This window comes from Pseudonocardia wallangbongensis (assembly GCF_054486945.1).
Genome location: NZ_JBRERS010000002.1, coordinates 899,861 through 924,659, shown reverse-complemented (window position 1 = coordinate 924,659; position 24,799 = coordinate 899,861). Strand labels below are relative to the sequence as shown.

Sequence of the window (24,799 nt, the reverse complement as noted above, 5' to 3'; positions counted from 1 at the left end):
GCAGGGAGGTAAGAGATGCCGCGCAGCCTGAAGAAGGGTCCGTTCGTGGACGACCACCTGCTCAAGAAGGTGGACGCCCTCAACGAGTCCGGCAAGAAGACGGTGATCAGGACCTGGTCCCGCCGTTCCACCATCATCCCGGACATGATCGGTCACACGATTGCGGTGCACGACGGCCGCAAGCACGTGCCGGTCTTCGTCTCGGACTCGATGGTGGGCCACAAGCTCGGGGAGTTCGCGCCGACGCGCACCTTCCGGGGCCACATCAAGGACGACCGCAAGGCGCGCAGGCGCTGAGCGGGCTTTGGTAGCAGAGGAGAGAGACGTGGCTGAGACCACCGAAGCCCCTGCCGCCGCGCCCGCACGGGCGCGCGCGGTGGCGCGGTACGTGCACATGTCGCCCACCAAGGTGCGGCGGGTCGTCGCGCTGATCAAGGACCGCCCGGTCCAGGAGGCGCTCGACATCCTGCGGTTCTCGCCGCAGGCGGCGGCGGAGCCGCTGTTCAAGGTCGTGGCGAGCGCTGCGGCCAACGCCGAGAACAACCTCGACCTGGACCCCGACACCCTCGTGGTGGCGGCGGCCTACGCGGACGAGGGCCCGACGCTCAAGCGCATCCGACCGCGGGCCCAGGGCCGCGCCTACCGGATCCGCAAGCGCACGAGCCACATCACCGTCGAGGTCGAGTCGCAGCCGGCGCGCGCCGGCCGCGGCGCTCGCGGTGCGAAGGGGAGGGCCCGCTGATGGGTCAGAAGATCAACCCGCACGGGTTCCGGCTCGGCATCACCACCGACTGGAAGTCGCGCTGGTATGCCGACAAGCAGTACGCCGAGTACGTCAAGGAGGATGTCGAGATCCGCCGCATGCTCTCGAAGGGCATGGAGCGGGCCGGCATCTCGAAGGTCGAGATCGAGCGCACCCGCGACCGCGTGCGGGTGGACATCCACACCGCGCGCCCGGGCATCGTGATCGGCCGCCGTGGCGCCGAGGCGGACCGCATCCGCGGCCAGCTCGAGAAGCTGACCAAGAAGCAGGTCCAGCTGAACATCCTCGAGGTGAAGAACTCCGAGTCGGACGCCCAGCTGGTCGCCCAGGCGGTGGCCGAGCAGCTGTCCAACCGCGTGGCGTTCCGCCGCGCGATGCGCAAGGGCATCCAGTCCGCCATGCGCAGCCCGGTGGTGAAGGGTATCCGGATCCAGTGCTCGGGTCGCCTCGGTGGCGCGGAGATGTCGCGCTCCGAGTTCTACCGCGAGGGTCGGGTGCCGCTGCACACGCTGCGCGCCGACATCGACTACGGCCTGTTCGAGGCCCGCACCACGTTCGGGCGCATCGGCGTCAAGGTGTGGATCTACAAGGGCGACGTCGTCGGTGGACGCCGAGAGGCTGCAGCCGCCGCGGCGTCCGCGCCGGAGCGTCCGCGCCGCGAGCGTCCGCAGCGTCGCCGCTCGGGTGCGTCGGGCACCACCGGCTCGGGCACCGAGGCCGGGCGGGCCGCCGCCGAGCAGTCCGCGGGTGGCGGCGGTACGGCCACGGCCACCGCCACCGCCGAGAACCAGCAGGGCGGGAGCTGAGCCATGCTGATCCCACGCAAGGTCAAGCACCGCAAGCAGCACCGTCCGCACCGCACCGGCATGGCCACCGGCGGCACGCGCGTGACCTTCGGCGACTACGGCATCCAGGCCCTCGAGCCGGCGTACGTCACCAACCGGCAGATCGAGTCGGCCCGTATCGCCATCAACCGGCACATCCGTCGTGGTGGCAAGGTCTGGATCAACGTGTTCCCGGACCGCCCGCTCACCAAGAAGCCCGCTGAGACCCGGATGGGTTCCGGCAAGGGCTCGCCGGAGAAGTGGATCGCGAACGTCAAGCCCGGCCGGGTCGTGTTCGAGATGAGCTACCCGAACGATCAGACCGCTCGGGAGGCGCTGCGGCGCGCGATCCACAAGCTGCCGATGAAGTGCCGGATCGTGACCCGTGAAGGTGGTGACATCTGATGGCCGCGTCGACGACCGCTGCCGAGCTGCGTGAGCTCTCCGACGAGGAGCTCGTGCTGCGCGTGCGGGAATCGAAGGAGGAGCTGTTCAACCTCCGCTTCCAGATGGCGACCGGGCAGATGGACAACAACCGGCGGCTGCGTACCGTCCGGCACGACATCGCGCGGATCTACACGATCATGCGTGAGCGCGAGCTGGGCCTGTCGGCCGCCCCCGATGACAACGACGAGGGCGCGGCATGAGCGACGCAGACAAGACGCCGCCGGTGGCGGTGGAGCGCGCGGAGCGGAAGGTCCGTGAGGGCCTGGTCGTCTCCGACAAGATGGACAAGACGATCGTGGTCTCGCTCGAGGACCGCGTGAAGCACCGGATGTACGGCAAGGTCATCCGCCGGACGAGCAAGGTCAACGCGCACGACGAGGCCAACTCGGCCGGCGTCGGCGACCGCGTCCGGCTGATGGAGACCCGCCCGCTGTCGGCCACCAAGCGGTGGCGGCTGGTGGAGATCCTGGAGAAGGCGAAGTGATCCAGCAGGAGTCGCGGCTGCGCGTCGCCGACAACACCGGTGCCAAGGAGATCCTGTGCATCCGGGTGCTGGGCGGCTCCGGGCGCCGGTATGCAGGGATCGGTGACGTCATCGTCGCCACCGTGAAGGACGCCATCCCGGCCGCCGGGGTGAAGCGTGGTGACGTGGTCAAGGCCGTCATCGTGCGCACGGTCAAGGAGCGGCGGCGTCCGGACGGCAGCTACATCCGGTTCGACGAGAACGCGGCGGTGCTGATCCGGGACAACAACGAGCCGCGAGGGACCCGCATCTTCGGCCCGGTCGGGCGCGAGCTGCGCGACAAGCGGTTCATGAAGATCATCTCCCTCGCCCCGGAGGTGCTCTGACATGAAGATCAAGAAGGGCGACACCGTGCAGGTGATCGCCGGCAAGGACAGGGGCGCGAAGGGCAAGGTCATCCAGGCCTACCCGGACACGCAGCGCGTGCTCGTCGAGGGCATCAACCGGATCAAGAAGCACACCCGGATCACCCAGAACCAGCGCGGCGCGCAGTCCGGCGGGATCATCACCACCGAGGCCGCCATCCACGTCTCGAACGTGATGCTGGTCGACGGCGATGGCAAGCCCACCCGCGTCGGCAAGAAGACCACCGACGACGGCAAGCGCGTCCGGATCTCCCGGCGTTCCGGGAAGGAGATCTGAGGATGACCACCGCAGAGCGCGTCGCGCCGCGCCTCAAGCAGCGCTACCGCGACGAGATCACCGGTGAGCTGCGCGAGCAGTTCTCCTACGCCAACGTCATGCAGATCCCCGGCGTCGTGAAGGTCGTCGTCAACATGGGTGTCGGCGACGCCGCCCGCGACGCGAAGCTGATCGACGGCGCGGTCCGCGACCTGGCCACCATCACCGGCCAGAAGCCGCAGGTCCGCCGGGCCACCAAGTCGATCGCGCAGTTCAAGCTGCGTGAGGGCATGCCGATCGGCGCGAAGGTCACCCTGCGCGGCGACCGGATGTGGGAGTTCCTCGACCGCCTGCTCACGATCGCGCTGCCGCGCATCCGCGACTTCCGTGGCCTGTCGCCCGCGCAGTTCGACGGGCGCGGCAACTACACGTTCGGGCTCACCGAGCAGTCGATGTTCCACGAGATCGACCCGGACACGATCGACCGCCCGCGCGGCATGGACATCACGGTCGTCACCACGGCCACGAATGACGAGGAAGGCCGGGCGCTCCTGCGCAAGCTCGGGTTTCCTTTCAAGGAGGCGTGAGATGGCCAAGAAGGCTCTCATCATCAAGGCCGCGAGCAAGCCGAAGTTCAAGGTGCGGGGCTACACCCGCTGCCAGAAGTGCGGCCGGCCGCGCGCCGTCCTTCGCAAGTTCGGCCTCTGCCGCATCTGCGTCCGGGACATGGCGCACGCGGGCGAGCTGCCCGGCGTGCACAAGTCCTCCTGGTAACCCCTTTCGTCGCAGGCCCCCACCCGGGGGAACCACGGCGGGAAAGTGACGACGTCACATGACGATGACCGACCCCATCGCAGACATGCTCACGCGTCTGCGCAACGCCAACTCGGCCTACCACGACCGCGTGGTCATGCCGCACTCGAAGCTCAAGGTCGCGATCGCGGAGATCCTCCAGAAGGAGGGCTACATCGCCTCCCACGACGTGGAGGACGCCGAGGTCGGCAAGAACCTGGTGGTCGAGCTCAAGTACGGGCGCAACCGCGAGCGCAGCATCGCCGGTCTTCGGCGCGTGTCGAAGCCCGGCCTGCGGGTCTACGCGAAGCACACCAACCTGCCCCGGGTCCTCGGTGGCCTCGGCGTCGCGATCATCTCGACGTCGAGCGGTCTGCAGACCGACCAGCAGGCGAAGAAGAACGGCGTGGGCGGGGAAGTCCTCGCCTACGTCTGGTAGGGGGTAGGAGACATGTCCCGCATCGGGAAGCTGCCCGTCACCGTGCCTGCCGGGGTGGACGTCACCATCGACGGCCGCACGGTCACCGTGAAGGGCCCCAAGGGCACCTTGTCGCACACCGTCATCGAGCCGATCACCGTCGAGCGCGACGACGACGGCGCCATCCTCGTGAAGCGCCCCGACGACGAGCGCCGCAGCCGGGCCTACCACGGCCTCAGCCGCTCGCTCGTCAACAACCTGGTCGTCGGCGTCACCGCGGGCTACGAGAAGAAGCTCGAGATCGTCGGCGTCGGTTACCGCGTGGCGCTGAAGGGCTCCAACCTGGAGTTCGCGCTCGGCTTCAGCCACCCCGTCGTGGTCGAGCCGCCGGCGGGCGTCACCTTCGCGGTGGAGACGCCCACCCGGTTCTCGGTCAGCGGCATCGACAAGCAGCTGGTCGGCGAGACCGCAGCCAACATCCGCAAGATCCGCAAGCCCGAGCCGTACAAGGGCAAGGGTGTGCGGTACGCGGGCGAGAACGTCCGCCGCAAGGTCGGAAAGACGGGTAAGTGATCATGGCTGCGACTACTTCTGAGTCGACGACCTCTGCCAACGCCCGGAAGCGCACCGCATCGCAGGTGTCGGCCATGCGGCGCACCGCGATCGGCCGCAGGCACGCCCGCCTGCGCAAGAAGGTCATCGGCAGCGCCGAGCGTCCGCGCCTCGCCGTCAAGCGCAGCTCGCGGCACCTCGTCGTGCAGCTGATCGACGACGTCGCCGGCCACACGCTGGCCTCGGCGTCCACGCTCGAGGCCGATGTCCGCGCGCTGGACGGCGACAAGAAGGCCCGCGCGGCGAAGGTCGGCGAGCTGGTGGCCTCCCGTGCCCGTGAGGCCGGCGTCACCGCAGTGGTGTTCGACCGGGGTGGCTACGACTACCACGGTCGGATCGCCGCGCTGGCCGACGCCGCCCGCGAGGGCGGTCTGGAGTTCTGATGTACACGAACAAGATGGAAGGGAACGTCTGATGCCGGGACGTACACGGCGTGACGGCGGGGGCCCAGGGGGCGGCGACAACCGCGACCGCCGGGACCGCCGGGACGGAGGCCGTGGCGGGGCGGCCCAGGACAAGACCCCGTACATCGAGCGCCTGGTCACGATCAACCGCGTGGCGAAGGTGGTCAAGGGTGGTCGGCGCTTCAGCTTCACCGCTCTTATGATCGTGGGTGACGGCGACGGCATGGTCGGTGTCGGCTACGGCAAGGCCAAGGAGGTGCCGGCGGCGATCGCCAAGGGTGTCGAGGAGGCGAAGAAGAACTTCTTCCGCGTCCCGCGCATCGGCGGCACGATCGTGCACCGCGTGCAGGGTGAGGCCGCCGCGGGCGTCGTCATGCTGCGGCCCGCGAGCCCCGGTACCGGCGTCATCGCCGGTGGCCCGGTGCGCGCGGTGCTGGAGTGCGCCGGCATCCACGACATCCTGTCGAAGTCCCTGGGCAGCGACAACGCGATCAACATCGTGCACGCCACGGTGGCCGCGCTGAAGGCGATCCAGCGCCCCGAGGAGGTCGCGGCCCGTCGCGGCCTGCCCCTCGAGGACGTCGCCCCCGCCGAGATGCTGCGGGCCCGTGCGGCCGCCGCGCAGGGTGCGAGGTCGTGATGGCCGGAAAGCTCGTGATCACCCAGGTTCGCAGCACCATCGGCCGTAAGCAGAACCAGCGGGCCACGCTGCTCTCGCTCGGGCTGCGCAAGATTCGCCAGCAGGTCGAGCGGGACGACACCCCGCAGATCCGCGGCATGATCAAGACCGTCCGGCACCTCGTGACGGTCGAGGAGGTCGGCTCCTGATGACCACCATCAAGATCCACCACCTCCGCCCCGCCCCGGGGGCCAAGACCGAGAAGACCCGGGTCGGGCGCGGCGAGGGCAGCAAGGGCAAGACGGCGGGCCGCGGTACCAAGGGCACCAAGGCACGCAAGACGGTCTCGCCCGCCTTCGAGGGTGGCCAGATGCCGCTGCACATGCGGCTGCCGAAGCTCAAGGGCTTCAAGAACCGGTTCCGGGTCGAGTACCAGGTGGTGAACGTGGGCGACCTCGCCCAGCTGTTCCCCCAGGGCGGCACCGTCGGTCCCGACGAGCTCGTCGCGGCCGGTGCGGTGCGGCGCAACCAGCCGGTGAAGGTCCTCGGCAACGGCGACCTCGAGGGCGTCGCGCTCACCGTGAGCGCGAACGCGTTCTCCGGCAGCGCCCGTGACAAGATCACGGCCGCCGGCGGGACGGCCACCGAGCTCTGAGAGCTCACGTCCGTTCGGTGCGGACCGGGGCCATCCGCCCCGGTCCGCGCCGTACGGGTGGAGCGGCCGCTGTTAGAGTCGTTCCCGCCCGGGTTCGTCGAAGTCCACCGGTGGCCCGACGAGCGTCGCAGTCACTCGCGACGGACCGGTCCGCCGTCGAGCGGGCCACCCAGTACAGGAGGATCACCGAGTGCTCAGCGCTTTTCGGTCGGCACTGACCACGCCTGACCTGCGGAAGAAGATCCTCTTCACGCTCGGGATCGTCGCGGTGTACCGCCTCGGGTGCTCGATCCCGTCGCCCGGTGTCTCCTACCCGAACATCCAGGAGTGCCTCCAGCAGGTCGAGCAGAGCGACAGCTCGAGCATCTACTCGCTGATCAACCTGTTCTCCGGCGGCGCGCTGCTGCAGCTGTCGATCTTCGCGCTCGGCATCATGCCGTACATCACCGCGAGCATCATCGTCCAGCTGCTCACGGTCGTCATCCCGCGCTTCGAGCAGCTCAAGAAGGAAGGGCAGTCGGGTCAGAACAAGCTGACCCAGTACACCCGCTACCTCACGATCGCGCTCGCCATCCTGCAGGCCACGGGCATCGTCGCCCTGGCCGACCGCGGGCAGCTGTTCACCAACTGCTCCCTCCCGGTGATCCCCGAGTCCAACATCTTCACGCTCTCGGTGATCGTGATCGTGATGACGGCCGGCACCGCGGTCATCATGTGGCTGGGTGAGCAGGCCACCGAGCGCGGCGTCGGCAACGGCATGTCGCTGCTGATCTTCACCTCGATCGCGGCCCGGATCCCCAGTGAGGGCGCCAACATCCTGCAGAACGGCGGCCTCGTCTTCGCCGGTGTCTGCGTCTTCGGCCTGGCCATCATCGCGAGCGTGGTCTTCGTCGAGCAGGGCCAGCGCCGCATCCCGGTGCAGTACGCCAAGCGCATGGTCGGGCGTCGCATGTACGGCGGCACGTCCACCTACCTGCCGTTGAAGGTCAACCAGGCCGGTGTCATCCCGGTCATCTTCGGCTCGTCGCTGCTCTACCTGCCGGACCTGATCGCCCGGCTGGCCGGCAACACCGGCGGCGGGTTCCAGCAGTTCGTACAGACCTATCTCGTCGACCAGTCGAGTTGGGTGCACATCGCGCTCTACCTCGGGTTGATCATCTTCTTCACCTACTTCTACGTCGGCATCACGTTCAACCCCGAGGAACGGGCCGACGAGATGAAGAAGTTCGGCGGGTTCATCCCGGGCATCCGCCCGGGCCGGCCGACAGCGGAGTACCTGCAGTTCGTCCTGTCGCGCATCACGCTTCCCGGCTCGCTGTACCTCGGCATCATCGCCGTGCTGCCGAACTTCTTCCTCGGCATCACCGGCTCGGGCCAGAACCAGAACTTCCCCTTCGGGGGCACGGCTGTGCTGATCATGGTCGGAGTGGGCCTCGACACCGTCAAGCAGATCGAGAGCCAGCTCATGCAACGCAAGTACGACGGGTTCTTGCGTTAACGTCCATCGGTCGGCCGGGTTCGGTTCGTCGTCGAGTTCAGGAGGTCGGTGTCGCGTGCGTGTTCTTCTGGTCGGTCCACCAGGCGCGGGCAAGGGCACCCAGGCGGTGCGTCTCGCGGAGCGTCTGGACGTGCCGCACATCTCCAGCGGTGACCTGTTCCGCGCCAACCTGCATCCCGGGGCGGAGACGCCGATCGGGCTCGAGGCCAAGCGGTACATCGACGCCGGTGACCTCGTGCCGGACAGCGTCACCATCGCGATGATGCGCGAACGCCTCGCGCAGGACGACGCCGCGAAGGGCTTCCTCCTCGACGGCTTCCCGCGCAACCTGAGCCAGGCCGGCTCGCTCGAGCAGCTGCTTGCCGAGCGCGGCGAGGAGATCGACCGGGTCGTCGAGCTCCAGGTGCCCGAGGACGAGCTGGTGAGCCGCCTGCTGAGCCGGGGTCGCACCGACGACACCGAGGACGTCATCCGTCGCCGGCAGCAGGTCTACCGCGACGAGACGGCGCCGCTGCTGGACCACTACCGCGACCGGCTCGCGACGATCGACGCGGTCGGCGCCGTGGAGGAGATCACCGACCGGCTGTCCGACGCGCTGCGGAACCAGTGAACACGGGGCGCCGGGGCGTTCGCGGCTTCATCGCACGCTGGCGGGGCCGGGACATCGAGCTGAAGACCCCGGGCGAGCTGGATGCGATGCGCGCCGCCGGAGCCCTCGTGGCCACCACGCTCGCCGCGGTGGTCGAGGCGGCGAAGGCCGGGGTGAGCACCGCGGAGCTGGACGCGCTCGCCGAGCAGACCATCCGGGACGGCGGTGCCGTCCCGTCGTTCCTGGGCTACCACGGCTACCCGGCGTCGATCTGCGCGTCCGTGAACGAGCAGATCGTGCACGGCATCCCGGCGGCCTCGCAGGTCCTCGCCGACGGGGACCTGATCTCCGTCGACTGCGGGGCGATCCTGGACGACTGGCACGGCGACGCCGCGGTGACCATCCCGATCGGCGCGGTCTCGGACGCCGACCTCGCGCTGTCGGCCGCCTGCGAGGAGTCGCTGCACGCCGGGATCGCCGCCGTGCGCGCCGGCGGGCACCTCACCGACATCTCGCACGCCGTGCAGGTGGCCGCCGAGGCCGCGGGCGAGCGCGACGGCGTGCGGTACGGGATCGTCGCCGAGTACGGCGGCCACGGCATCGGTACGGCGATGCACATGGACCCGTTCCTGCCCAACTACGGCGACCCCGGGCAGGGGCCGCGGTTGGTCACCGGGATGGCCCTCGCCGTGGAGCCGATGCTCACCGCGGGCGACCCGGAGACCCGGGAGCTCGACGACGGCTGGACGGTGGTCACCGCCGATGGCGGCCGGGCGGTCCACTGGGAGCACAGCGTCGCCATCACGGACGACGGCCCCTGGATCCTCACCCTTCGCTGAGCATTCCACCGCGCCGAACTTCCACGTAGAAGGCAGTGCGCGTCACACTCATCGCCTGATCGGGCGCACCCTGGTCTAGGCTCCGGTCTTGTGAATACAGAATCCACAGTACCGCGGCGGACCACCGTCGGGGTGCCGCGCGAGTCTGCCGCCGGGGAGCGCCGGGTCGCCCTGGTGCCCAAGGTCGTCGAGAAGCTCCGGACGCGGAGTGTGGACGTCGTGGTCGAAGCCGGAGCCGGGCTCGGTGCGCTGATCCCCGACGAGCTGTTCACGCAGGCCGGCGCCACGGTCGGGGACCCGTGGGCATGCGACGTCGTGGCGAAGGTGAACCCGCCCACCACCGAGGAGATCGGCAGGCTGGCGCGCGGCAGCACGTTCATCGGGTTCCTCGCGCCGCTCACGTCACCGGAGACGATCGACGCGCTGGCGACGGCGGGCGTCCAGGCGTTCGCCATGGAGTCCATCCCGCGCATCTCCCGCGCCCAGTCCATGGATGCGCTGTCGTCGCAGGCGAACGTGTCCGGCTACAAGGCCGTGCTGCTCGCCGCGGAGCACAGCACCCGATTCTTCCCGATGCTCACCACGGCGGCCGGCACCGTGAAGCCCGCCACCGCGCTCGTGCTCGGGGTGGGCGTCGCGGGGCTGCAGGCGCTCGCCACCGCGAAGCGCCTGGGCGCCCGCACCACCGGCTACGACGTGCGGCCCGAGGTGGCCGACCAGGTGCGCTCGCTCGGGGCCCAGTGGCTCGACCTCGGCATCGAGGCGGCCGGCGAGGGTGGCTACGCCCGCGAGCTCACGGCCGAGGAGCGGTCCGAACAGCAGAAGCGCCTCGAGGAGGCGATCACCGGCTTCGACGTCGTCATCACCACGGCGAACGTGCCGGGCCGCACCGCGCCCACCCTGGTCACGGCCGCGGCCGTGAAGGGGATGCGCCCGGGCAGCGTGGTCGTCGACCTGGCCGGCGAGAGCGGCGGCAACTGCGAGCTCACCGAGCCCGGCGAGGTGGTCGTGAAGCACGACGTCACGATCGCGTCGCCGCTCAACCTGCCCGCCACGATGCCCGAGCACGCCTCGGAGCTGTACGCGCGCAACGTCTCGGCGCTGCTCGAACTGATGCTGGACGACTCCGGCGCCGTCGCGCCGAACTGGGACGACGAGGTGCTCGCCAAGGCCTGCGTCACCCGAGGGAGGGACTGATGGAAAGCGGGCTTCTCGCGAACCTCGCCATCCTGGTGCTGGCCGGCTTCGTCGGCTTCGCCGTGATCTCGAAGGTGCCCAACACGCTGCACACACCGTTGATGTCGGGCACCAACGCGATCCACGGCATCGTGCTGCTCGGCGGGCTCATCGTGCTCGGGCACCTGGAGAACCCGTCGGTGGTCGACGCGATCCTCCTGGTCGTCGCCATCGCGTTCGGCATGATCAACGTCATCGGCGGCTTCCTCGTGACCGACCGCATGCTCGGCATGTTCAAGAGCAAGCCGCAGGCCCCGGCCGCCGAGAAGATCGCGTCGAACGGGAAGGGCGACTCCTGATGGACGCTCTCGTCGCGATCCTCTACATCATCGCGTTCTCGCTCTTCATCTACGGCCTGATGGGCCTCACCGGCCCGAAGACGGCGGTGCGCGGCAACTGGATCGCCGCCGCCGGTATGACCCTCGCAGTGGTCGCCACGCTGCTGCAGGTGCGGCACAACTGGATCCTGATCGTCGTCGGCCTCGTGATCGGTGCGGCTCTGGGGGTGCCGTCCGCACGGCAGGTGAAGATGACCGCGATGCCGCAGATGGTGGCGCTGTTCAACGGCGTCGGCGGCGGGGCAGTGGCGCTGATCGCCTGGTCGGAGTTCCGCAGCACCGAGGGGTTCTCGGGCGAGCCGACCCACGTCGTGGTGGCCTCGATGTTCGCGGCGATCATCGGGTCGATCTCGTTCTGGGGCTCGTTGATCGCGTTCGGCAAGCTGCAGGAGATCCTGCCCGGCCGCCCGATCGGGCTGGGGAAGGCCCAGCAGCTGGTGAACGGGCTGCTGCTGCTCGGCGCCGTGGCGTGCGCGGTGGTGGCCGGGCTCGGCGGGGCGCCGCAGATCTGGATCGTCCTGTTGCTCGTGCTCGCGGCCGTGCTCGGCGTGCTCGTGGTGCTGCCCATCGGCGGCGCCGACATGCCGGTGGTCATCTCGCTGCTCAACGCGCTCACCGGCCTCTCGGCCGCGGCGGCGGGGCTCGCGCTGGACAACACGGCCATGATCGTCGCGGGCATGATCGTCGGGGCGTCCGGCTCGATCCTGACCAACCTGATGGCCAAGGCCATGAACCGGTCGATCCCGGCCATCGTCGCGGGCGGGTTCGGCGGCACATCGGCCCTGCCGGGCGCCGACGACGGCGTGGACCGCACCGTGAAGTCCACGTCCGCGGCCGACGCGGCGATCCAGATGGCCTACGCGGGGCAGGTGATCGTCGTTCCCGGCTACGGGATGGCGGTGGCGCAGGCCCAGCACGCCGTCAAGGAGATGGCCGACCTGCTGGAGGCCAAGGGCGTGGAGGTCAAGTACGCGATCCACCCCGTGGCCGGCCGGATGCCGGGGCACATGAACGTGCTGCTCGCCGAGGCGGACGTCTCCTACGACGCGCTCAAGGAGATGGACGACATCAACGGCGAGTTCAGCCGCACCGACGTCACGCTGGTGATCGGGGCGAACGACGTCACCAACCCCGCGGCCCGCACCGACCCCAGCTCGCCGATCCACGGCATGCCGATCCTCAACGTCGACGAGAGCCACTCGGTGATCGTGCTCAAGCGCTCGATGAGCAGCGGCTTCGCCGGCATCGACAACCCGCTGTTCTACGCCGACAACACCTCGATGCTCTTCGGGGACGCGAAGAAGAGCGTCGCCGAGGTGACGGAGGAGCTCAAGGCGCTGTAACCGCCGGCCGACGAAGGGCCCTCCCGCCCGGCGGGAGGGCCCTTCGCGCGTCAGCAGCAGCGGCTACCCGGCTTCGCGTCCGCTCCCGCGATGCGGCGGCGTTCGAACTCGCGACGCGAGAGCGGGGGAGCGTCCCCGTGCTCGCGGCCGTGCCGCTCGAGGTAGCGGTCGTACTGGGTCTCGCCGGTGAGCTCGCGCAGGTACCAGCGCACGCCCCGGAAGGCCCGCACGAGGGTGGTCACGGCCGTTCCCCGGCCGCCGCGAGCGCGCGCTTCTCCGCCGCCGTGGCGATGAGGTCGGACGGTGCCACGATGTTCGACGGAACGGCGGGCACCTCGGAGTCGGGAAGCGGTTCGGACGATGTGAGCGCCCGGTACCAGATCAGCATCGCGTTCACGATCACGATGATGATCAGGACCGCGAACAGGACCGACAGCACGCCGTCGACCGTGGAGTTCACGACCACGGTGTGCATCTCGTCGATGCTCTTCGCCGGCCCGAGGACCTGGCCCTGCTCCAGCGCCGCCGCGTACTTGTCCCGTTGCGCGAAGAAGCCGAGCTTCGGGTCGGGCGAGAACACCTTCTGCCAGCTCGCCACGAGCGTGACGGCGGTGTCCCACGCCAGCGGGATCAGCGTCACCCAGGCGTACTTCGCGCGACCCGTCTTGATGAGGATCGTGGTCGCCACCGTGAGGGCGACCGCCGCGAGCAGCTGGTTGGCGATGCCGAACAGCGGGAAGAGCTGGTTGATCCCGCCCAGCGGGTCGGTGACACCCGCGTAGAGGAAGTAGCCCCACGCGAGCACGACGACCGCGCTGGTGATCCACTGGCCCGGCCGCCAGTTCGCGTTGGCGAACGGCTTGTAGACGTTGCCGAGGGTGTCCGACAGCATGTAGCGCCCGACGCGGGTGCCGGCGTCCACCGTGGTGAGGATGAACAGCGCCTCGAACATGATCGCGAAGTGGTACCAGAACGCCTTCAGCGCATCGCCGCCGAAGACGCCGGAGAAGATCTCCGACATGCCGACGGCGAGGGTGGGAGCGCCACCGGTCCTCGCCACCAGGGTGCTCTCCTGCACCGAGGCGGCCGCCGCGGTGAGAGCCTCCGGCGTGATCGTGAAGCCGAGGTTGTTGACGGCCTCGGACGCGGACTCGACCGTGCTGCCGAGCACCCCGGCGGGGGCGTTCATCGCGAAGTAGAGCCCCGGGTCCAGGATGCACGCGGCGATCAGCGCCATGATCGCGACGAAGGACTCCATGAGCATCGCGCCGTAGCCGATGAGCCGGACCTGCGACTCCTTCTGGATCAGCTTCGGCGTGGTGCCCGACGAGACCAGTGCGTGGAAGCCGGAGAGGGCGCCGCAGGCGATCGTGATGAACACGAACGGGAACAGCGACCCGGCGAACACCGGGCCCGCGCCGGTGAAGGCGAACTCGGTGAACGCCGGGGTGTTCATCACCGGCGCCGTGAAGATCACGCCGAGCGCGAGCAGGCCGATCGTGCCGATCTTCATGAACGTCGACAGGTAGTCGCGGGGGGCGAGCAGCATCCAGACCGGCAGCAACGACGCCGCGAAGCCGTAGACCACCAGGCAGATCACCAGCGTGCGCGGGTCGAGGGTGAAGGCCTCGGCCCAGCTCGAGTTCTGCACCCAGCCACCCGCGACGATCGCGAGCAGCAGCAGCGCGACGCCGATGAGGCTCGTCTCCACGACCCGGCCGGGCCGGATGTTGCGCATGTAGAAGCCCATGAAGATGGCGATCGGGATCGTCATCGCGATCGAGAAGGTGCCCCACGGGGAGTGCGCGAGCGCGTTCACGACGACGAGCGCGAGCACCGCGAGCAGGATGATCATGATCGCGAACACGGCGACGAGCGCCGCGACACCACCGACCACGCCGATCTCGTCGCGGGCCATCTGGCCGAGGCTGCGGCCGTCGCGGCGCATCGAGAAGAACAGCACGACCATGTCCTGGACGGCGCCGGCGAAGATGACGCCGACGATGATCCAGATCGTGCCGGGCAGGTACCCCATCTGCGCGGCGAGCACCGGGCCGACGAGCGGACCGGCGCCGGCGATGGCGGCGAAGTGGTGGCCGAACAGCACGCGCCGGTCCATCGGCTGGAAGTCGGTGCCGTTGTCCAGGCGCTCGCCGGGGGTGGCCCGGTCGTCGTCGGCCCGCAGCACCCGTTTGACGATGTACCGCGCGTAGAACCGGTAGGCGATCGCGTACGACCCGAGCGCGGCCGTCACCAGCCAGATCGCGGACACGTTCTCCCCGCGCGAGACGGCGAGCACGCCCCACGACACCGCGCCGACGATGGCGACGGCGGTCCAGATCAGCACCGAGCGCGGGTTCATCCGCGACCGTGCCTCGGTGAGCGTCATGCGGTGCCTCCGGGAACGAGCCGGGACCCCAGCCACTTCAACATCACATCTCCTCGCCCTCCGCGGCGCCCTCGCCGCGGCTCGAGCAGTAGTTGCCGACGACCGGCATCCGGTTGACAGCCGGCGCGCACTTTCCCGGGCTCCCGACATGGACACGGGGAGAACGGCCTGATGAGGTGTGGGGGCCATGGACGAGCCGCTGGCCACTGTCGCCTTCATCGCCGTGCTCGGCGTGACGTCGATGCTGGCGTTCTCGGCGCGCTGGTTCCACCGCCGCGACGTGCTGCCGCACCTGGAGGGCTGGGCGCTGGCGGACCGCCGGTTCGGCACCGGTGTCACCTGGTTCCTGCTCGGCGGATCGATCTTCACCGCGTACACGTTCGCCGCCGTGCCGGGCCTCGCCTACGGCACCGGTGCGCTGGGCTTCTTCCCGCTCGCCTACACGGTGATCCTCTGCCCGGTCCTGTTCGTGCTGCTGCCCCGGCTGTGGTCGGCGGCGCGGGAGACGGGCGCGGTGACGGTGGCCGACTACGTGCGTGCGCGCTACGACTCGCCCGCGCTCATGCTCGTGGTCGCGCTCACCGGCGTGCTGGCGACGATGCCGTACATCGCGCTGCAGTTGCTCGGCGTGCGCGCGGTGCTCGCGGCGGGCGGGCTGTACCCGGAGGGGCTCGCGGGCGACCTCGCCCTCACCGCGGTCTTCGCGGTGCTGGCCGGGGCCACGTTCCGCAGCGGGTTGCGGGCACCCGCGGTGATCTCGCTGGCCAAGGGCGTACTCGTGTTCGGGGCGGCGTTCGGGGTGGTCGGGGTGGCCGTCGGGCACCTCGGTGGCTTCGCGGCGGTGTTCGACGGCGCCGAGCGGGAGCTGGGCGGGGGCGGCGGGCTGCTGCTCGACCCCGCCCTGCACCCGGCCTTCGCCACGCTCGCGCTGGGCTCCGCCCTCGCCCTCCCGATGTACCCGCACGTCCTCACGGCGGCGTTCGCCGCCGACAGCCCGGACGCGCTGCGCCGCAGTGCCGTCGCGATGCCCGCGTGGACGTTCGTGCTCGGCCTCTTCGGGCTGCTCGGCATCGCCGCGCTGGCCGCGGGCATCACCGCGCCGGTGGGCAACGCCGAGGTGGCCGTCCCGCTGCTGGTCCGGGAGCTCCTCCCCGAACTGGCCAGCGGAGCGGTGTTCGGGGCACTGGCCGTCGGTGCGCTGGTGCCGGCCGCGGTCATGTCGGTGGCGGTCGCGACGCTCTTCACCCGCAACGTCTACGTCGAGTTCTTCCTGCCGCGCGCCACGCCCAAGCACGAGGTGAAGGTGGCGCGCTGGGTGTCGCTGGTCGCCAAGGTCGCGGCGCTCGGGTTCGTGTTCGGGCTGCGCGAGCAGGACGCCATCAACCTGCAGCTGCTCGGCGGGATCTGGATCCTGCAGACGTTCCCGGCCGTCGCGCTCGGGCTGTTCACCGGGTGGTGGCACCGCTCCGCGTTGCTGGCCGGTTGGGCCGCGGGCATGGTCGTCGGCACCGTGCTCGCGGTGACCGGCGGGTTCACCTCGGTGGTCGCGATCGGGCCGGTCCTGGTGTACGTCGCCGTCGTCGCCCTCGTGGTGAACCTCGCCGTGGCGGCGGTGCTCACCCCCGTGTTCTCCGGGCGCGGCATGCCCCGGGCGGGGGTGGCGACGTGAAGGACATCCGCACGGTCGTGCGGGGCGCGCAGGCGCGGCCCGATCCGGACCGCGACCGCGACCGCGAGGAGGCGATCGCGGAGCTGTTCGAGATCCACCACCTGCCGCTCGTGCGGCTGGCGGTGCTCCTCGGCGCCGACGACGCCGAGGACGTCGTCGCGGAGGCGTTCTACCAGCTCTACCGCCGGTGGCGGCGGCTGCGCAGCCCCGAGGCGGCGGCGACCTACCTGCGCTCCGTCGTGGTGAACCTGACGCGGATGCGCATCCGGCACCTGCAGGTGGTGCGCAAGCACGCGGCCCGCGACGGCGCCGAGCCGGCGCACGCCGTCTCCGGCGAGGAGCGCGCGGTGTTGCGGGACGACCAGAAAGCGCTGGTGGACGCGGTGCGCGCGTTGCCGGCCCGGCAGCGGGAGGCGTTGGTGTTACGGTTCTGGCTCGACCTGCGCGAGAGCGAGATCGCCGACGCGATGGGCATTACGGTGGGGTCGGTCAAGGTGCACGTCTCCCGCGGGATGGCCGCGCTGTCGCGCGTGCTCGAGGAGCGCAGATGACCTCACCTGGCGCCGACGAGCGGCTGCGGGAGGCGTTCGACGCCCTCGCCTCGGGCGTGCGGGCCGACCCGGGCGCGTACCGGCGGGCGAGTGCGGGGTGGCGGCGCCGCTACCGGCGCAGGCGGCTGGTGCTCGCGATCCTCGCCGCACTGGTGTTCGCCGCGGCCGACGCCGTCGGGCTCTGGGCGCTGAGCCAGGCCGACCCCAACACCCACGTGATCTTCTCCGACGAGGTGAGCGGCCCGATGACGCCGGGAGAGGTGGACCGGATCGGCCAGCCCTGAGAAGGGCGACCGCACACATCGTGGTGGGTCCGCACACATGGTCGGGAACCTGTGCGGTGCGGAGACGGTGTGTGCGGTGGTTCGTCAGCTCCGCCGTCGGCGCATGAGGGCACGCACGTCGGCGACGGGCCCCAGGTGCTGGAGCTTGTCGGGGTTGATGACCGATCGGATCGTCTGCACCGCACCGTCGGCCACGTCGATCACGAACACGTTCGTGATCTGCCCGTCCGGGTCGAGCAGCAGCGCCCCCGGCTGCCCGTTGATCTCGCGCGGCCGCATCGTGACGCCCGCCTCGCGCATCTGGCGCCCCACGCCGGCGAAGAGGCGCGACACCTTGTCGACCCCGGCGATCGGCACCATCCACTGCGGAGCCTTGCCGCCACCGTCCCCGTAGACGACGACGTCGGCGGCCAGCGTGTCGACCAGCTCGTCCATGTCGCCGTCGGTGACCGCGGCGAAGAACCGTTCGGCGAGCTCCTGCTGTTCCTGCCGGGAGGCGTCGAACCGCCGCCTGCTCTCCTCGAGGTGCCGGCGGGCGCGCGTGGCCAGCTGGCGGCTGTTCGCCTCGCTCTTGCCGACGATCCCGGCGACCTCGTCGTATCCGTAGCCGAACACGTCGCGGAGCAGGAAGACGGCCCGTTCCACCGGGTTGAGCCGCTCCAGCACGAGCAGGAAGGCCATCGACAGCGAGTCGGCCTGCTCGGCGTGCCCGGCCGGGTCCTCGGTGTCGTCGGTGAGCAGCGGCTCGGGGAGCCACTGCCCGACGTACGACTCGCGCCGCACCCGGGCCGAGCGCAGGTGGTCGATCGCGAGCCGGGTGGTCACGGCGGAGAGGTAGGCGCGCGTCGACTCGATCCGGGTGCCGTCCGCGAGCGCCCGCTGGTGGCGCAGGAACGTCTCCTGGACGATGTCCTCGGCGTCGCTTACGGTGCCGAGCATCCGGTAGGCGATCGAGAACAGCAGCGGGCGCAGCGCCTCCGCCGGCTCCTCGGGACCGGTCATCCGCGTGCCTCCTGCGGCGCCACCGGGTCGGTCAGCCCGTGGCGGAAGCCGTCCCGCCAGCCGGCCCAGGCCGGTGCCCAGTCCAGCTCGCGCTTCGCCTTCTCGTTGGACGAGCCGCGGCCCTCGGTCATCCAGCGCACCACGACCTCGCCCGCGAGCGGGCGTGCGAGCCACACCGGCAGCCGCATCGGCGGCTTCGCGCCCACGGCCTCGGCGAGGTGGGGCAGCCACTCCGCCACCGGCGCCGGCTCGTCGTCGACGATGTTGTAGACGCCCGCCTCGCCCCGCTCCACAGCGGCGACCGTAGCGGTCGCGGCGTCGTCGAGGTGGATGAACGACCACACCCCCGTGCCCGCGCCGACCACCGGCATCTTGCGTGCGCGGACCATCTCGACCATCGACTCGGACGCTCCCGGCCCGTAGAAGTTGCCGTAGCGCAGGACGATCCCGGTGAGCGGCGCCTCGGTGACGGCGCGCTCCAGGAACCGGATGGCCGCCATGCTCTCGCGCTGCGCCTTCGCGGGTTCGGGGTCGAGTGGATCGTCCTCGGACTTGACCGGCGTGCCGGTCCGGCTGTTGTTCCACCCGATGTAGCTCTGCGCGACGACCTTCCGGACACCGCTCGCCTGCGCCGCGGCGAGCAGGTGCCTCGTGCCGGCGGTGCGCAGCTCGTTGGTGGTGGCGAACCAGCGGTCGAACCGGCGCAGGTCCGCGGTCGCGGCGAGCGCGGTCATCTGGTGCACGATCGCGTCCGGCTGCGCCTCGGCGACCGCCTGCCCGACCGCGGCCCCGTCCAGCCCGTCCACCACCACCGGGTGGGCCCCGAGGGCCTGCAGCTCACCGACCTTGCCAGCGCTCCGGGTGGTCGCGGTCACCTCGTGCCCGCGCGCCACCAGCCGCGGCACCAGCCGCCGGCCCAACGCCCCCGTCCCACCTGCGACGAAGATCCGCATCGCGGTCTCCTCCCACTCCCTCGATGTCCTTGCCCCCTGAGACGAGGCACCACGGGATCCGGTGACAGTGGCCTGCGTCGCAGCGACCTGCCCGGCCTCAGGATGCGTCGAGGGGGTGGGCGATCTCGTCGGCCGGGAGGCGCCAGCCGAGGATCGCGGCGACGGCGAGGAACACCGGCAGGAGCCCGGCCAGCACGAACGTCATCGGGACGCCCAGCAGCTCGCCGACCGGGCCGGCCACGGCCATCGAGATCGGCATGAGGGCCAGGGAGACGAAGAAGTCGAGGCTGGAGACGCGCCCGAGCAGGTGCGGCGGGACGCGCCGCTGCAGCAGCGTGCCCCAGATGACCATCGCGGCCGAGCCGGTGAACCCGACGACGAAGGTGGCGACCGCCATGACCCACAGGTGCGTGGTGAGGCCGATCAGTGCGAGCGGGGCGGCGCCCGCTCCCCACAGGAGGATCATCACCGTGAGGTAGCGCCGGGGCAGCCGCCACGACGACACGACGATCGACCCGACCGCGCCGCCGATCCCGAACGCGCCGAGGACGAGCGCGAAGCTGCTGGCCCCGCCGCCGGTCTGGTCGCGCACGGCGAACGGCAGGAGCACCTCGATCGGCCCGATCAGCACGAGGACGTAGAACGTGGCGAAGGCCAGCGTGGCGAACAGCCAGCCGGTGCGGAACAGGTAGCGGAAGCCCTCGGCGAGGTCGCCGACCACGGAGGTGGGTTCGCCCGCGGGCACGATGGCCACGTGACGCATCGCCACGAGCGTGATCGCGGCGATCGCGTAGATGGCGGCCGCGAGCAGCAGTGCGGCGCTCGGGGCGAACGCTCCGACCAGCAGGCCGGCGAGGGCCGGGCCCAGTGCCTGCTGGGCCACCGGGCGCAGCGTGCCCTCGACGCCGTTGGCGGCGAGCAGCTCGTCGGAGGGGAGCAGGGTGGGCAGGATCGCCGAGTACGCGGGGAAGAAGAAGGCCTCGGCGGCGCCGAGCACGAAGGCGATGACGGCGAGGTGCCACAGCTGAAGCGTCCCCGTGACGGCCAGCAGGCCCGCCGTGCCGGCCGCGACGACCCGGACGCCCTCGACGCCGAGCAGGAGGGCCCGCTTGGGCAGCCGGTCGGCGGCGACACCGCCACCGAGGGCGCTGACCAGCAGGCCGACGGCGGTGGCCGTGGCCACGACCGAGAGCTCGGTGGGGCCGCCGCCGAGCGCGATGACCTGGTAGACGCCGGCGACGAGCCACAGCCCGCTCGCGAACAGCGACGCCGCCATGGAGGTGACCAGCAGCCGGTACTCCCGGTGGCGGAACGGGCGCAACGGCCGGGGCAGGCGGGTGGCTCGTGCGGTCATCACCGTTCCACGTGACTACATGAAGGCGGGTCGAGGTCAAGGGACGGTAACGTCGCACACCGACAGGATCATCCGGTTTCGGGCACGACCGCGGTGTGGCCCAACCCCGTGTGCGTGCACGCATGCAACGGTCGTACACTGGTCTTTCGGCGCGCCTACTGGCGCCGGTTCCGTCGTGCCTCCCGCACCTCACGGTCCCGGAGCAGCGACGTGCCCAAGCACGGAACAAGAGTACGTCCACCTGTCACGAAACGCGGAGGACATGGCCAAGAAGGACGGGGCGATCGAGGTCGAAGGCCGGGTCGTCGAGCCCCTGCCGAACGCGATGTTCCGCGTGGAGCTGGAGAACGGACACCGGGTCCTCGCACACATCAGCGGCAAGATGCGCCAGCACTACATCCGGATCCTCCCCGAGGACCGGGTCGTGGTCGAGCTGTCGCCGTACGACCTGACCCGCGGCCGCATCGTCTACCGCTACAAGTAGTGACTACCTGACCAACAAGAGAGCGACGGACGTGAAGGTCCAGCCGAGCGTCAAGAAGATCTGCGACAAGTGCAAGGTGATCCGCCGTCACGGGCGGGTCATGGTGATCTGCGAGAACCTGCGCCACAAGCAGCGTCAGGGCTGATCACCCGACAGCCGCAGCACAACCGAGGAACCCAGCGCACCTACCGCGCCACACGGGCGCCACCACCCCCGGAACCAGGCCGGGGCCCGGACGACGAGTCACCCGGGACGGGCGCTGGGAAGACCTGGCGAAACGACAGAGGAGAACCCGCCGCATGGCACGACTCTCTGGCGTCGACCTCCCCCGCGACAAGCGGATGGAGATCGCGCTGACCTACATCTACGGGATCGGGCGCACCCGCTCCCTCCAGATCCTCGCCGCCACCGGGATCGACCGGGACATGCGGTCGAAGGACCTGACCGACGAGGATCTGGCCGCCCTCCGCGAGTACATCGAGGCGAACCTCCGCGTCGAGGGCGACCTGCGCCGGGAGGTGCAGGCCGACATCCGCCGCAAGATCGAGATCGGCGCCTACCAGGGGATCCGGCACCGCCGGGGCCTGCCGGTGCGCGGCCAGCGCACCAAGACCAACGCCCGCGGCCGCAAGGGACCGAAGAAGACGGTCGCCGGCAAGAAGAAGGCAGGTAAGAAGTAATGCCGCCCCGCAGTCGCACCGCGGGCGGGCCCAAGAAGGTCCGCCGCAAGGAGAAGAAGAACATCGCCGTGGGCCAGGCCCACATCAAGAGCACGTTCAACAACACGATCGTCTCCATCACCGACCCGGCCGGTGCCGTGATCGCGTGGGCCTCCGCGGGCCACGTCGGATTCAAGGGCTCGCGCAAGTCGACGCCGTTCGCGGCGCAGATGGCCGCCGAGAGCGCCGCGCGCAAGGCCGCCGAGCACGGCATGAAGAAGGTCGACGTGTTCGTGAAGGGTCCCGGCTCCGGCCGCGAGACCGCGATCCGTTCGCTGCAGGCAGCCGGCCTCGAGGTCGGCACGATCTCCGACGTCACCCCCCAGCCGCACAACGGCTGCCGTCCGCCCAAGCGGCGCCGGGTCTAGGGAAAGGGAGTAACCAGAGATGGCTCGTTACACCGGCCCCATGACCCGCAAGTCCCGCCGGCTGAAGGTCGACCTCGTCGGCGGCGACCAGGCGTTCGAGCGCCGTCCCTACCCGCCCGGCCAGCACGGCCGGATCCGGATCAAGGAGACCGAGTTCCTCCTGCAGTCGCAGGAGAAGCAGAAGGCGAAGTTCGCCTACGGCGTGCTGGAGCGGCAGTTCAGCCGCTACTACGTCGAGGCCAACCGCCGCCAGGGCAAGACCGGCGACAACCTGCTGCAGATCCTCGAGTCCCGGCTCGACAACGTCGTGTACCGGTCGGGCCTCGCCCGCACCCGGCGGATGGCCCGCCAGCTGGTGGCTCACGGTCACTTCCTCGTCAACGGCGAGAAGGTGAACATCCCCAGCTACCGGGTGTCGAGGTTCGACATCATCGACGTGCGGCCCAAGTCGCTCGGCACCGACCCGTTCATCATCGCCAAGGAGCTCCTCGGTGACCGCCCGGTCCCGGCCTGGCTCCAGGTGGTCCCCTCGAGCCTGCGCATCCTGGTGCACCAGCTCCCCGAGCGGGCCCAGATCGACACGCAGGTCAACGAGCAGCTGATCGTCGAGCTCTACTCCAAGTAGCGCTCGAACTCCCCGGCTCCGCAGGGTGGAGCCGGGGCATGCTGCGGCATCAAATAGCGGTTGCCGCAGGCCTGAAGGAGGCACCACACCCATGCTGATCTCTCAGCGCCCCTCATTGGCCGAGGACACGGTCGTCGACACCCGTTCCCGGTTCGTCATCGAGCCGCTGGAGCCGGGCTTCGGCTACACGCTGGGCAACTCGCTCCGGCGCACGCTGCTCTCGTCCATCCCCGGCGCCGCCGTCACGAGCATCCGCATCGACGGCGTCCTGCACGAGTTCACCACCGTGCCCGGGGTCAAGGAGGACGTCACCGACATCATCCTGAACCTCAAGGAGCTGGTCGTCAGCTCCGAGGAGGACGAGCCGGTCACCATGTACCTGCGCAAGCAGGGCCCTGGCACCGTCACCGCGGGCGACATCGTGCCGCCGGCCGGTGTCACCGTGCACAACCCCGACCTGCACATCGCCACCCTGAACGACAAGGGCCGCCTCGAGGTGGAGCTCGTCGTCGAGCGGGGTCGCGGCTACGTGCCGGCCATGCAGAACAAGGCCACCGGCGCCGAGATCGGCCGCATCCCGGTCGACTCGATCTACTCGCCGGTGCTCAAGGTGACCTACAAGGTCGAGGCCACCCGCGTCGAGCAGCGCACCGACTTCGACAAGCTGGTGCTCGACGTCGAGACCAAGCCGTCGATCACCCCGCGGGACGCGCTGGCCTCGGCCGGCAAGACCCTGGTGGAGCTGTTCGGGCTCGCCCGCGAGCTCAACGTCGACGCCGAGGGCATCGAGATCGGCCCGTCGCCGCAGGAGGCCGACACCATCGCGGCCTTCGCGATGCCGATCGAGGAGCTGGACCTCACCGTCCGCTCCTACAACTGCCTCAAGCGCGAGGGCATCCACACGGTCGGCGAGCTGGTGGGCCGCAGCGAGGCCGACCTGCTCGACATCCGCAACTTCGGTGCCAAGTCCATCGACGAGGTCAAGATGAAGCTCGTCGGCCTCGGCCTGGCCCTGAAGGACAGCCCGCCCGGATTCGACCCGTCGGCCGCCGCCGTCGAGTACGGGTCCGAGGCGTTCGACCCCGACCGCTTCGGGGACGACGGCCAGGACTACGCAGAAACGGAGCAGCTGTAGCCATGCCTCAGCCCACCAAGGGGCCCCGCCTCGGCGGGTCGCCCGCGCACCAGCGGCTGATCCTGGCCAACCTGGCCACGGCGCTCTTCGAGCACGGTCGGATCACCACCACCGAGGCGAAGGCGCGCCGGCTGCGTCCGTACGCGGAGCGGCTGATCACCAAGGCGAAGCGGGGCGACCTGCACAACCGCCGCGAGATCCTCAAGGTGATCCGGCGCAAGGATGTCGTGCACCGGCTGATCGAGGAGATCGGCCCGTTCTTCTCGGATCGCAACGGCGGGTACACGCGGATCACCAAGACGCTGCCGCGCAAGGGCGACAACGCCCCGATGGCGGTGATCGAGCTGGTCTCGCAGAAGACCGTCGCCGACGAGGCCGACCGGGCCCGCCGGGTCGCGGCGTCGCAGCAGCAGAAGGCCGCTACCCCGGCACCCGCCGAGGAGCCCGCGCCCGCGGAGGACACCGCGGCCGAGGCCACCGAGGCCGTCGAGGAGAGCTCCTCCACCGAGGACTCGCCGTACGGCGAGGGCAGCCACGCCCCGCTGGAGGACGCGGCCGAGGCCCCGGAGGGTTTCCCGATCAAGGGCAACGAGGACTCGAAGCTGTACCACGTGCCCGGGTCGTCGCACTACGCCCGCACCGTGGCCGAGGTCTGGTTCGCCACGCCGGAGGCCGCCGAGGCCGCCGGTTTCCAGCTGCCTGCCGCCCAGCGTGAGGACTCCGACTCCGAGGAGTCCTGATCGCG

General features: G+C 70.3%; 37 protein-coding genes. 32 read left to right on the top strand and 5 right to left on the bottom strand.

What is annotated here, in order from left to right; all coding sequences use genetic code 11:
* The first annotated feature begins 15 nt into the window (after nt 1-15).
* From rpsS to ACU436_RS10710, 22 genes are all read left to right on the top strand, one after another.
* Nucleotides 16-297, top strand: coding sequence for a 30S ribosomal protein S19 (rpsS, locus tag ACU436_RS10815; protein WP_020622935.1), 282 nt, complete (start codon nt 16-18; stop codon nt 295-297).
* Between the two features lie 7 nt (nt 298-304).
* Nucleotides 305-742 (top strand): 50S ribosomal protein L22, encoded by a 438-nt coding sequence (rplV, locus tag ACU436_RS10810; RefSeq protein ID WP_459024117.1) that lies wholly within the window; start codon nt 305-307, stop codon nt 740-742.
* Nucleotides 742-1,569, top strand: a complete 828-nt coding sequence (gene rpsC, locus ACU436_RS10805) for a 30S ribosomal protein S3 (RefSeq protein WP_459024115.1) — start codon at nt 742-744, stop codon at nt 1,567-1,569. The genes rplV and rpsC overlap by 1 nt, the downstream gene beginning before the upstream one ends.
* A gap of 3 nt (nt 1,570-1,572) precedes the next feature.
* Nucleotides 1,573-1,992, top strand: coding sequence for a 50S ribosomal protein L16 (gene rplP, locus ACU436_RS10800; protein ID WP_459024113.1), 420 nt, complete (start codon nt 1,573-1,575; stop codon nt 1,990-1,992).
* Nucleotides 1,992-2,234 (top strand): 50S ribosomal protein L29, encoded by a 243-nt coding sequence (rpmC, locus tag ACU436_RS10795; RefSeq protein WP_459024111.1) that lies wholly within the window; start codon nt 1,992-1,994, stop codon nt 2,232-2,234. Before rplP ends, rpmC begins: the two co-directional genes overlap by 1 nt.
* Nucleotides 2,231-2,518, top strand: a complete 288-nt coding sequence (gene rpsQ, locus ACU436_RS10790) for a 30S ribosomal protein S17 (protein WP_459024109.1) — start codon at nt 2,231-2,233, stop codon at nt 2,516-2,518. Before rpmC ends, rpsQ begins: the two co-directional genes overlap by 4 nt.
* Nucleotides 2,515-2,883, top strand: coding sequence for a 50S ribosomal protein L14 (gene rplN, locus ACU436_RS10785; protein ID WP_075952026.1), 369 nt, complete (start codon nt 2,515-2,517; stop codon nt 2,881-2,883). The genes rpsQ and rplN overlap by 4 nt, the downstream gene beginning before the upstream one ends.
* 1 nt (nt 2,884) lies before the next feature.
* Nucleotides 2,885-3,199, top strand: a complete 315-nt coding sequence (gene rplX, locus ACU436_RS10780) for a 50S ribosomal protein L24 (RefSeq protein WP_459024107.1) — start codon at nt 2,885-2,887, stop codon at nt 3,197-3,199.
* A gap of 2 nt (nt 3,200-3,201) precedes the next feature.
* Entirely contained in the window at nt 3,202-3,765 is a 564-nt protein-coding gene (gene rplE, locus ACU436_RS10775) for a 50S ribosomal protein L5 (protein ID WP_459024105.1), read from the top strand.
* Between the two features lies 1 nt (nt 3,766).
* Nucleotides 3,767-3,952: a type Z 30S ribosomal protein S14 gene (locus ACU436_RS10770; protein ID WP_459024103.1), complete on the top strand. Its 186-nt coding sequence runs from the start codon at nt 3,767-3,769 to the stop codon at nt 3,950-3,952.
* A 58-nt stretch (nt 3,953-4,010) separates the two neighbouring features.
* On the top strand, nt 4,011-4,409 hold the full coding sequence (rpsH, locus tag ACU436_RS10765; RefSeq protein ID WP_459024101.1) for a 30S ribosomal protein S8: 399 nt from the start codon (nt 4,011-4,013) through the stop codon (nt 4,407-4,409).
* Between the two features lie 12 nt (nt 4,410-4,421).
* Nucleotides 4,422-4,961: a 50S ribosomal protein L6 gene (rplF, locus tag ACU436_RS10760; protein ID WP_459024099.1), complete on the top strand. Its 540-nt coding sequence runs from the start codon at nt 4,422-4,424 to the stop codon at nt 4,959-4,961.
* Between the two features lie 74 nt (nt 4,962-5,035).
* The gene (gene rplR / locus ACU436_RS10755; RefSeq protein ID WP_459024098.1) at nt 5,036-5,383 is read left to right on the top strand and encodes a 50S ribosomal protein L18; all 348 of its coding nucleotides are present in this window, start codon (nt 5,036-5,038) and stop codon (nt 5,381-5,383) included.
* A 31-nt stretch (nt 5,384-5,414) separates the two neighbouring features.
* Complete coding sequence (rpsE, locus tag ACU436_RS10750; RefSeq protein ID WP_459024096.1) at nt 5,415-6,044, top strand: 30S ribosomal protein S5; 630 nt, start codon at nt 5,415-5,417, stop codon at nt 6,042-6,044.
* A complete protein-coding gene (gene rpmD / locus ACU436_RS10745; RefSeq protein WP_459024331.1) occupies nt 6,044-6,232 on the top strand; it encodes a 50S ribosomal protein L30 in 189 nt (62 codons plus the stop codon). The genes rpsE and rpmD overlap by 1 nt, the downstream gene beginning before the upstream one ends.
* Nucleotides 6,232-6,678, top strand: coding sequence for a 50S ribosomal protein L15 (gene rplO, locus ACU436_RS10740; protein WP_459024093.1), 447 nt, complete (start codon nt 6,232-6,234; stop codon nt 6,676-6,678). Before rpmD ends, rplO begins: the two co-directional genes overlap by 1 nt.
* 190 nt (nt 6,679-6,868) lie before the next feature.
* Nucleotides 6,869-8,176, top strand: coding sequence for a preprotein translocase subunit SecY (gene secY, locus ACU436_RS10735; RefSeq protein ID WP_459024090.1), 1,308 nt, complete (start codon nt 6,869-6,871; stop codon nt 8,174-8,176).
* Between the two features lie 55 nt (nt 8,177-8,231).
* On the top strand, nt 8,232-8,786 hold the full coding sequence (locus ACU436_RS10730) for an adenylate kinase (protein ID WP_459024089.1): 555 nt from the start codon (nt 8,232-8,234) through the stop codon (nt 8,784-8,786).
* Nucleotides 8,783-9,604 carry a type I methionyl aminopeptidase gene (gene map / locus ACU436_RS10725; RefSeq protein ID WP_459024087.1) on the top strand — a complete coding sequence of 274 codons (822 nt, stop codon included), beginning with the start codon at nt 8,783-8,785 and terminating at the stop codon, nt 9,602-9,604. Before ACU436_RS10730 ends, map begins: the two co-directional genes overlap by 4 nt.
* A gap of 132 nt (nt 9,605-9,736) precedes the next feature.
* Entirely contained in the window at nt 9,737-10,801 is a 1,065-nt protein-coding gene (locus ACU436_RS10720) for an NAD(P) transhydrogenase subunit alpha (RefSeq protein ID WP_459024085.1), read from the top strand.
* Entirely contained in the window at nt 10,801-11,139 is a 339-nt protein-coding gene (locus ACU436_RS10715) for an NAD(P) transhydrogenase subunit alpha part 2 (protein WP_459024084.1), read from the top strand. The genes ACU436_RS10720 and ACU436_RS10715 overlap by 1 nt, the downstream gene beginning before the upstream one ends.
* Nucleotides 11,139-12,521 (top strand): NAD(P)(+) transhydrogenase (Re/Si-specific) subunit beta, encoded by a 1,383-nt coding sequence (locus ACU436_RS10710; protein ID WP_459024082.1) that lies wholly within the window; start codon nt 11,139-11,141, stop codon nt 12,519-12,521. Before ACU436_RS10715 ends, ACU436_RS10710 begins: the two co-directional genes overlap by 1 nt.
* 50 nt (nt 12,522-12,571) lie before the next feature.
* Here the strand turns inward: ACU436_RS10710 and ACU436_RS10705 are convergent, their stop codons facing one another.
* Both ACU436_RS10705 and ACU436_RS10700 read right to left on the bottom strand, forming a co-directional pair.
* Nucleotides 12,572-12,763, bottom strand: a complete 192-nt coding sequence (locus ACU436_RS10705; protein WP_459024080.1) for a YbdD/YjiX family protein — start codon at nt 12,761-12,763, stop codon at nt 12,572-12,574.
* A complete protein-coding gene (locus ACU436_RS10700; RefSeq protein ID WP_459024078.1) occupies nt 12,760-14,910 on the bottom strand; it encodes a carbon starvation CstA family protein in 2,151 nt (716 codons plus the stop codon). The genes ACU436_RS10705 and ACU436_RS10700 overlap by 4 nt, the downstream gene beginning before the upstream one ends.
* Nucleotides 14,911-15,097: 187 nt before the next feature.
* Between ACU436_RS10700 and ACU436_RS10695 the strand changes: the two genes are divergently transcribed.
* The 3 genes from ACU436_RS10695 to ACU436_RS10685 are packed head-to-tail and all read left to right on the top strand — an operon-like array spanning nt 15,098 to nt 17,414.
* Nucleotides 15,098-16,579, top strand: coding sequence for a sodium:solute symporter family protein (locus tag ACU436_RS10695; RefSeq protein WP_459024076.1), 1,482 nt, complete (start codon nt 15,098-15,100; stop codon nt 16,577-16,579).
* On the top strand, nt 16,576-17,130 hold the full coding sequence (locus ACU436_RS10690; protein WP_459024074.1) for an RNA polymerase sigma factor: 555 nt from the start codon (nt 16,576-16,578) through the stop codon (nt 17,128-17,130). The genes ACU436_RS10695 and ACU436_RS10690 overlap by 4 nt, the downstream gene beginning before the upstream one ends.
* Complete coding sequence (locus tag ACU436_RS10685; protein WP_459024072.1) at nt 17,127-17,414, top strand: hypothetical protein; 288 nt, start codon at nt 17,127-17,129, stop codon at nt 17,412-17,414. The genes ACU436_RS10690 and ACU436_RS10685 overlap by 4 nt, the downstream gene beginning before the upstream one ends.
* Nucleotides 17,415-17,498: 84 nt before the next feature.
* Here ACU436_RS10685 and ACU436_RS10680 read toward each other — a convergent pair whose 3' ends face one another.
* The 3 genes from ACU436_RS10680 to ACU436_RS10670 all read right to left on the bottom strand — a co-directional run bounded on the left by ACU436_RS10680 (nt 17,499) and on the right by ACU436_RS10670 (nt 20,723).
* A complete protein-coding gene (locus ACU436_RS10680; protein ID WP_459024070.1) occupies nt 17,499-18,416 on the bottom strand; it encodes an RNA polymerase sigma-70 factor in 918 nt (305 codons plus the stop codon).
* The gene (locus ACU436_RS10675; RefSeq protein WP_459024068.1) at nt 18,413-19,369 is read right to left on the bottom strand and encodes an NAD-dependent epimerase/dehydratase family protein; all 957 of its coding nucleotides are present in this window, start codon (nt 19,367-19,369) and stop codon (nt 18,413-18,415) included. The genes ACU436_RS10680 and ACU436_RS10675 overlap by 4 nt, the downstream gene beginning before the upstream one ends.
* Nucleotides 19,370-19,466: 97 nt before the next feature.
* A complete protein-coding gene (locus ACU436_RS10670) occupies nt 19,467-20,723 on the bottom strand; it encodes an MFS transporter (RefSeq protein WP_459024066.1) in 1,257 nt (418 codons plus the stop codon).
* 262 nt (nt 20,724-20,985) lie between these two features.
* Here ACU436_RS10670 and infA point away from each other — a divergent pair, with 262 nt between their 5' ends.
* The 7 genes from infA (at nt 20,986) to rplQ (ending at nt 24,794) form a co-directional block, all read left to right on the top strand.
* Nucleotides 20,986-21,207 carry a translation initiation factor IF-1 gene (gene infA / locus ACU436_RS10665; protein WP_028929190.1) on the top strand — a complete coding sequence of 74 codons (222 nt, stop codon included), beginning with the start codon at nt 20,986-20,988 and terminating at the stop codon, nt 21,205-21,207.
* Between the two features lie 31 nt (nt 21,208-21,238).
* Complete coding sequence (rpmJ, locus tag ACU436_RS10660; protein ID WP_010148647.1) at nt 21,239-21,352, top strand: 50S ribosomal protein L36; 114 nt, start codon at nt 21,239-21,241, stop codon at nt 21,350-21,352.
* Nucleotides 21,353-21,506: 154 nt separating this feature from the next.
* On the top strand, nt 21,507-21,887 hold the full coding sequence (rpsM, locus tag ACU436_RS10655) for a 30S ribosomal protein S13 (protein WP_459024062.1): 381 nt from the start codon (nt 21,507-21,509) through the stop codon (nt 21,885-21,887).
* Entirely contained in the window at nt 21,887-22,294 is a 408-nt protein-coding gene (gene rpsK, locus ACU436_RS10650) for a 30S ribosomal protein S11 (RefSeq protein ID WP_459024060.1), read from the top strand. Before rpsM ends, rpsK begins: the two co-directional genes overlap by 1 nt.
* 19 nt (nt 22,295-22,313) lie before the next feature.
* Nucleotides 22,314-22,919 (top strand): 30S ribosomal protein S4, encoded by a 606-nt coding sequence (gene rpsD / locus ACU436_RS10645; RefSeq protein ID WP_459024058.1) that lies wholly within the window; start codon nt 22,314-22,316, stop codon nt 22,917-22,919.
* A gap of 91 nt (nt 22,920-23,010) precedes the next feature.
* On the top strand, nt 23,011-24,054 hold the full coding sequence (locus ACU436_RS10640) for a DNA-directed RNA polymerase subunit alpha (protein WP_459024056.1): 1,044 nt from the start codon (nt 23,011-23,013) through the stop codon (nt 24,052-24,054).
* A 2-nt stretch (nt 24,055-24,056) separates the two neighbouring features.
* On the top strand, nt 24,057-24,794 hold the full coding sequence (gene rplQ, locus ACU436_RS10635; RefSeq protein WP_459024055.1) for a 50S ribosomal protein L17, sunset domain variant: 738 nt from the start codon (nt 24,057-24,059) through the stop codon (nt 24,792-24,794).
* Nucleotides 24,795-24,799 lie beyond the last annotated feature (5 nt).

Excerpts from the sequence above, each read along its gene's own strand:
- infA (WP_028929190.1), top strand. The coding sequence starts at position 20,986 with ATGGCCAAGAAGGACGGGGCGATCGAGGTCGAAGGCCGGGTCGTCGAG.
- rpsS (WP_020622935.1), top strand. The coding sequence starts at position 16 with ATGCCGCGCAGCCTGAAGAAGGGTCCGTTCGTGGACGACCACCTGCTC.
- ACU436_RS10640 (WP_459024056.1), top strand. The coding sequence starts at position 23,011 with ATGCTGATCTCTCAGCGCCCCTCATTGGCCGAGGACACGGTCGTCGAC.
- ACU436_RS10710 (WP_459024082.1), top strand. The coding sequence starts at position 11,139 with ATGGACGCTCTCGTCGCGATCCTCTACATCATCGCGTTCTCGCTCTTC.
- rplX (WP_459024107.1), top strand. The coding sequence starts at position 2,885 with ATGAAGATCAAGAAGGGCGACACCGTGCAGGTGATCGCCGGCAAGGAC.
- ACU436_RS10715 (WP_459024084.1), top strand. The coding sequence starts at position 10,801 with ATGGAAAGCGGGCTTCTCGCGAACCTCGCCATCCTGGTGCTGGCCGGC.
- rplR (WP_459024098.1), top strand. The coding sequence starts at position 5,036 with ATGCGGCGCACCGCGATCGGCCGCAGGCACGCCCGCCTGCGCAAGAAG.
- ACU436_RS10770 (WP_459024103.1), top strand. The coding sequence starts at position 3,767 with ATGGCCAAGAAGGCTCTCATCATCAAGGCCGCGAGCAAGCCGAAGTTC.
- rpmC (WP_459024111.1), top strand. The coding sequence starts at position 1,992 with ATGGCCGCGTCGACGACCGCTGCCGAGCTGCGTGAGCTCTCCGACGAG.
- rpsE (WP_459024096.1), top strand. The coding sequence starts at position 5,415 with ATGCCGGGACGTACACGGCGTGACGGCGGGGGCCCAGGGGGCGGCGAC.
- rplF (WP_459024099.1), top strand. The coding sequence starts at position 4,422 with ATGTCCCGCATCGGGAAGCTGCCCGTCACCGTGCCTGCCGGGGTGGAC.
- rpsD (WP_459024058.1), top strand. The coding sequence starts at position 22,314 with ATGGCTCGTTACACCGGCCCCATGACCCGCAAGTCCCGCCGGCTGAAG.
- rplP (WP_459024113.1), top strand. The coding sequence starts at position 1,573 with ATGCTGATCCCACGCAAGGTCAAGCACCGCAAGCAGCACCGTCCGCAC.
- rpsH (WP_459024101.1), top strand. The coding sequence starts at position 4,011 with ATGACGATGACCGACCCCATCGCAGACATGCTCACGCGTCTGCGCAAC.
- ACU436_RS10695 (WP_459024076.1), top strand. The coding sequence starts at position 15,098 with ATGGACGAGCCGCTGGCCACTGTCGCCTTCATCGCCGTGCTCGGCGTG.
- rpsC (WP_459024115.1), top strand. The coding sequence starts at position 742 with ATGGGTCAGAAGATCAACCCGCACGGGTTCCGGCTCGGCATCACCACC.
- rplO (WP_459024093.1), top strand. The coding sequence starts at position 6,232 with ATGACCACCATCAAGATCCACCACCTCCGCCCCGCCCCGGGGGCCAAG.
- rplE (WP_459024105.1), top strand. The coding sequence starts at position 3,202 with ATGACCACCGCAGAGCGCGTCGCGCCGCGCCTCAAGCAGCGCTACCGC.
- ACU436_RS10700 (WP_459024078.1), bottom strand. The coding sequence starts at position 14,910 with ATGACGCTCACCGAGGCACGGTCGCGGATGAACCCGCGCTCGGTGCTG.
- rplQ (WP_459024055.1), top strand. The coding sequence starts at position 24,057 with ATGCCTCAGCCCACCAAGGGGCCCCGCCTCGGCGGGTCGCCCGCGCAC.
- ACU436_RS10685 (WP_459024072.1), top strand. The coding sequence starts at position 17,127 with ATGACCTCACCTGGCGCCGACGAGCGGCTGCGGGAGGCGTTCGACGCC.
- ACU436_RS10670 (WP_459024066.1), bottom strand. The coding sequence starts at position 20,723 with ATGACCGCACGAGCCACCCGCCTGCCCCGGCCGTTGCGCCCGTTCCGC.
- rpsM (WP_459024062.1), top strand. The coding sequence starts at position 21,507 with ATGGCACGACTCTCTGGCGTCGACCTCCCCCGCGACAAGCGGATGGAG.
- ACU436_RS10675 (WP_459024068.1), bottom strand. The coding sequence starts at position 19,369 with ATGCGGATCTTCGTCGCAGGTGGGACGGGGGCGTTGGGCCGGCGGCTG.
- rpmD (WP_459024331.1), top strand. The coding sequence starts at position 6,044 with ATGGCCGGAAAGCTCGTGATCACCCAGGTTCGCAGCACCATCGGCCGT.
- rpsQ (WP_459024109.1), top strand. The coding sequence starts at position 2,231 with ATGAGCGACGCAGACAAGACGCCGCCGGTGGCGGTGGAGCGCGCGGAG.
- ACU436_RS10680 (WP_459024070.1), bottom strand. The coding sequence starts at position 18,416 with ATGACCGGTCCCGAGGAGCCGGCGGAGGCGCTGCGCCCGCTGCTGTTC.
- rpsK (WP_459024060.1), top strand. The coding sequence starts at position 21,887 with ATGCCGCCCCGCAGTCGCACCGCGGGCGGGCCCAAGAAGGTCCGCCGC.